The sequence below is a fragment of the Streptomyces niveiscabiei genome, from assembly GCF_001419795.1.
GTDB lineage: Bacteria > Actinomycetota > Actinomycetes > Streptomycetales > Streptomycetaceae > Streptomyces > Streptomyces niveiscabiei.
Genome location: NZ_LIRL01000500.1, coordinates 1 through 2,748 on the forward strand (window position 1 = coordinate 1; position 2,748 = coordinate 2,748).

At 71.4% G+C, this 2,748-nt stretch carries 2 protein-coding genes and 1 pseudogene; 2 read left to right on the forward strand and 1 reads right to left on the reverse strand.

Annotation, left to right across the window (positions count from 1 at the left end; genetic code table 11):
* Positions 1 to 265: 265 nt before the first annotated feature.
* Entirely contained in the window at positions 266 to 997 is a 732-nt protein-coding gene (locus tag AOK24_RS23760; protein WP_055722101.1) for a TetR/AcrR family transcriptional regulator, read from the reverse strand.
* A 423-nt stretch (positions 998 to 1,420) separates the two neighbouring features.
* Between AOK24_RS23760 and AOK24_RS23765 the strand changes: the two genes are divergently transcribed.
* Together AOK24_RS23765 and AOK24_RS51075 are read left to right on the forward strand one after the other, a co-directional pair.
* The coding region (locus AOK24_RS23765; protein ID WP_240554081.1) for an NAD(P)/FAD-dependent oxidoreductase at positions 1,421 to 2,452 on the forward strand (1,032 nt) is incomplete at its 3' end.
* 2 nt (positions 2,453 to 2,454) lie between these two features.
* Positions 2,455 to 2,748: pseudogene (locus tag AOK24_RS51075) on the forward strand (NAD(P)/FAD-dependent oxidoreductase); the annotation flags it as partial.

Consider the following 2,748-nt stretch of genomic DNA (forward strand, 5'->3'; position numbering starts at 1 on the left):
GAGTGCCACACACATTTCGCACGACGCCCCCCACGACCGCCCCCTTCCACCCGTAAGTGCCCCCTTGCCGTTCCCTTGTACTAGAACCCGGCCGGCCTGGGAATGCTCAACTACCGCAAGAAACAAGGTAGTTACCGCGGGTCCCGAAAATGGTTCATGCGTTCGAAAATGGAGCCGTCACCTTTTCGAGTCACACCCCGCACGGAAACGGACCCGCGCCCCCGGAGAAGCCCCAGGGGTGCGGGCCCGCGTCGGTCCACGGCTACTACCGCGACCGCAGCCCTTCCAGCAGGATGTCCAGCAACCGGGCCGAAGCCGCCGCCTGCTGCACCGCGTCCGGCAGGGACGGCGCCGCCGTCGCGATCACGAGCAGCACATCGGACACGGACACGTCCGCCCGCAGCTCCCCGGCCGCCCGGGCCCGGTCGACCAGCTGCCCGACCACGTCGAGCAGCGCGGCCACGCCCGGATCGTCCAGCGGCGACAGAACCTCCGCCTCGGGAACGAGCCGCAGCTCACCCCCGCCCGGCTGCGACCGCTGCTGAGGCACACGTGCCTCCTCCTCGGCCACCCCCACCCGCAGCACCTGCGGCGGCAGCAGCCGCCCGGCCCCGGACGCCACCGACGTCCGCAGGAACCGGGACAGCGCCGACCAGGGCTCGTCCTCCTGCCCGAGAGCCGTCCGCGCCTGCTCGGTCAGCCGGGCGGTCTCCTCCTCGGCTATCCGCCGGACCAGGACGTCCTTGCTGGGGAAGCGCCGGTAGACGGTACCCACCCCCACGCGGGCCCGCCGGGCGACGTCCTCCATGGGAGCCCCGTAACCCAGCTCCCCGAACACCTCGCGGGCAGCCCGCAGGACGTGCTCGAGATTGCGCTGTGCGTCCACGCGCAACGGCGTCGTCCGCGAGGCGTCCCCGCGGCCGTTCCCCGTCGCGCTCATGATGGCGCCGCCCGCGAGAGCGGACGCCGTAGACCATTGCGAGTCCTGAATGTGCATCAATGATCCCCCGGTAAATGTCGTCTCCCCCCGGAGACTTTCTCCGCCATTGAATGCCGGAGCGTGTGGAACCGGGAGCAGCGCGCCCGCCCCCGCGTGTCGCGGGTCCGGCGGCACACTTCCCCCGTCGGGCGGTCCGGCCGACGGACACACGGCGGACGGAAGCCCTACACCCCGTCGTCACACGAACATAGTTGAGGGACGGTCAATTCAGAAGGGGCACGTTCCGCACGGGGGACCGCCCGATCGGAGTACACGGGGTGTGTATCCCCGTCGCACACCCCCGCACGCCCCGGCGCACCTGGCCTGACCTGCGCGCCTGGCGCACGTGCGGGCGGCCCGGCAGACCCCGGCCACACCGGGGCGCCCGCCCCGCTGCGCGCCGGGACTGTGGACAAACTCCGGTGCCGGGTGCGTCATGGGGTGGTGAAGGAACGTGCGCGCATTCTCGTTGTCGGCGGCGGCTACGTCGGGATGTACACGGCACTGCGACTCCAGCGGAAGTTGAGGCATGAACTGAAGCGCGGGGAAACCGAGATCACGGTCGTCACCCCCGACCCGTACATGACGTACCAGCCGTTCCTCCCGGAGGCCGCGGCCGGCTCCATCTCCCCGCGCCACGTCGTCGTCCCGCTGCGCCGCGTCCTGCCGCACTGCCGGATCGTCGTCGGCGAGGTCACGGCGATCGACCACGCGGCGCGCACCGCCACCCTGACGACCCTCGCCACGGCGGACGAGGGCACAGGCCCCCGGCAGCTGCCGTACGACGAACTGGTCCTCGCGCCCGGCTCCGTCTCCCGCACCCTCCCGATCCCCGGACTCGCCGAGCACGCCATCGGCTTCAAGACCGTCGAGGAGGCCATCGGCCTGCGCAACCACGTCCTCGAGCAGATGGACATCGCCTCCTCCACCCGCGACCCGGCCGTCCGCGACGCGGCCCTGACCTTCGTCTTCGTCGGCGGCGGCTACGCGGGCGTCGAGGCCCTCGGCGAACTGGAGGACATGGCCCGCTACGCCTCCCGCTACTACCACAACGTCACCCCGGACGACATGAAGTGGCTCCTCGTCGAGGCCTCCGACCGCATCCTCCCCGAGGTCGGCCCCGACCTCGGCCGCTACACGATCAGCGAACTGCGCCGCCGCAACATCGACCTCCGCCTCAACACCCGCCTGGAGTCGTGCCTCCGGCGCACCGCCGTCCTCAGCGACGGCTCACGCTTACCCACGCGGACGATCGTCTGGACCGCCGGCGTCAAACCGCACCCCCTGCTCGCCGCGACCGACCTCCCCCTCACCGACCGCGGACGCCTCAGGTGCACCCCGGAACTGGCGATCGAGGGCACCGCGCAGGCCTGGGCCGCCGGAGACGCCGCCGCCGTCCCCGACACCACCGCCGAACCCGGCACCCACACCGCCCCCAACGCCCAGCACGCCCTGCGCCAGGCCAAGGTCCTCNNCAGCAGTACGCGCACGCGTACGCCGGCTCGGTCGCCTCCCTCGGCTTCCACAAGGGCGTCGCGCAGGTGTACGGCCGCAAGCTCAAGGGGTACCCCGCGTGGTTCATGCACCGCGCCTACCACCTCAGCCGCGTCCCCACCTTCAACCGCAAGGCGCGCGTGCTCGCCGAATGGACGCTCTCCGGGCTCTTCAAACGGGAGATCGTCTCGCTGGGTTCCCTCGAACATCCCCGCGCGGAGTTCGAACTGGCCGCCGGTGGAAAGTCTTCCGATGAAAGGACCGGCCCGCCCGGG

Bases quoted from the DNA above. Each gene is read 5' to 3' on its own strand.
- AOK24_RS23760 (WP_055722101.1), bottom strand. From the start codon at position 997: ATGCACATTCAGGACTCGCAATGGTCTACGGCGTCCGCTCTCGCGGGC.